The following is a 1,336-nucleotide window of genomic DNA, read 5'->3' on the forward strand; positions in this document are numbered from 1 at the left end:
TGAAGAAGGGCGGTTATATTTGCCGCTTGTGCGGTGTTGACGCTTATGCTAGTGTTTGTTCCTGCCGCATTTACTGCTCTAAGTAGGTTGTCGCTGCTGAGTTGGGCTCCATTGAATTCTGCGCTAAAACTCTTTGAGTTGCCTGCTGTAGATATTGCGGAAAGAAGTGTGTTTATATTGATGGCTTGTGCGGCTATTGTGGATACTCTGGTTAGTGATCCTGCTGAGTTTATGACTTGCTGAAGGTTGTTAGCAGTCAGCTCTGCGCCGTTGAAAGTTGTTGAGAGGTTTTTTGTGTTTTCTGCAGTGGTTGTTGCCTTGAGAAGAGTTTCTATATTTAATGCTTGCGCGTTGCTTATGCTGATGCTTGTATTCTTTCCTGCTTTTGATAGGGCCTCTAGCATGTTGCTTGGATTTAGAAGGCGTCCGTCGAAATCAAGGATAAGTTTCATCTCAATGCTCCGCTGTGACCTAACGTTAAAGTCTTGGTGTGAGTACTTCCTAGGCTGAATGAGTTGGTTACAAATCTCTTTGCCTTATGTCAATATCAGGCATTCGCTGTGACCAATATCATTTTTTGAGTCATTTTTTACAGATAGCTATCTGCTCCTTCAGTTGTCTGTCGTCCACGTACCGCTGCATGATCGACAGCACCAAGCTGTTGATGGCGAGGATCTTCATCGCTCGGGTCACTGCGACGTAGATCAGGTTCAACTCATCGTCGCGCTTGCCTGGGTCGGTGTCGGGGGACAGCGGGTCCGCGTTGAAGTCGTCGTACAGGCAAACGAAATCCCATTCCAGCCCCTTGGCCTTGTGTGCGGTGGTCAGGGTGATTGTTGCGTCCAGCTCATCGTCAAGGGTCAGTGAGCGAAGCTCAAGGATCCGCGCAGGCAGATCAGGGTAGGTCGATATGATCTTGATCGAGCGAAGCATCTCACCGTCCTGGCTGATCTCGGCGATCTCCACGTACTGGGTGTAGTCGCGGTAGTCACGAAGCAGTTTCTTGTTCTGGACGTTTTGGCGTAGGCCTCGGCTGAATGCGTACAGATCCTCCAGGTCGCGCAGCGAGTAACTGTCGATACCGCCTACCCAGTGGAATTTGGGCTCCGGATGATTGCGGACCAGCTGCAGGGCATTCTCGATGACGCCGATAACGGTGCGGTGAATGAAAGTGCGGTGAGGAAGGTCCGGCGGGAGGGACTTTTTCACCAGCGTCTGCGGACCCAGTCCTTGAAGTTTCCGTGTCTCGCCCTTGTAGGAGAGGATGATGTTGGCCACGTGCGCAATCGCGGGGCCGAACCGCCAGCTCTGGGTCAGGTAGTGCTCCTCGGCGCCG

The 1,336-nt window shown here is 51.7% G+C and carries 2 protein-coding genes; both read right to left on the bottom strand.

Annotation, left to right across the window (positions count from 1 at the left end; all coding sequences use genetic code 11):
- Positions 1-452: hypothetical protein (locus tag HMPREF2924_RS33760; protein ID WP_177344955.1), on the bottom strand; the 452-nt coding region annotated here is incomplete at its 3' end.
- Between the two features lie 130 nt (positions 453-582).
- Positions 583-1,336 (bottom strand): 3'-5' exonuclease (locus tag HMPREF2924_RS01700; protein WP_168172946.1); only part of this gene is annotated, 754 nt, incomplete at its 5' end.

The organism is Pseudomonas sp. HMSC063H08 (genome assembly GCF_001813645.1).
In the GTDB taxonomy this organism is placed as follows: domain Bacteria; phylum Pseudomonadota; class Gammaproteobacteria; order Pseudomonadales; family Pseudomonadaceae; genus Pseudomonas; species Pseudomonas aeruginosa.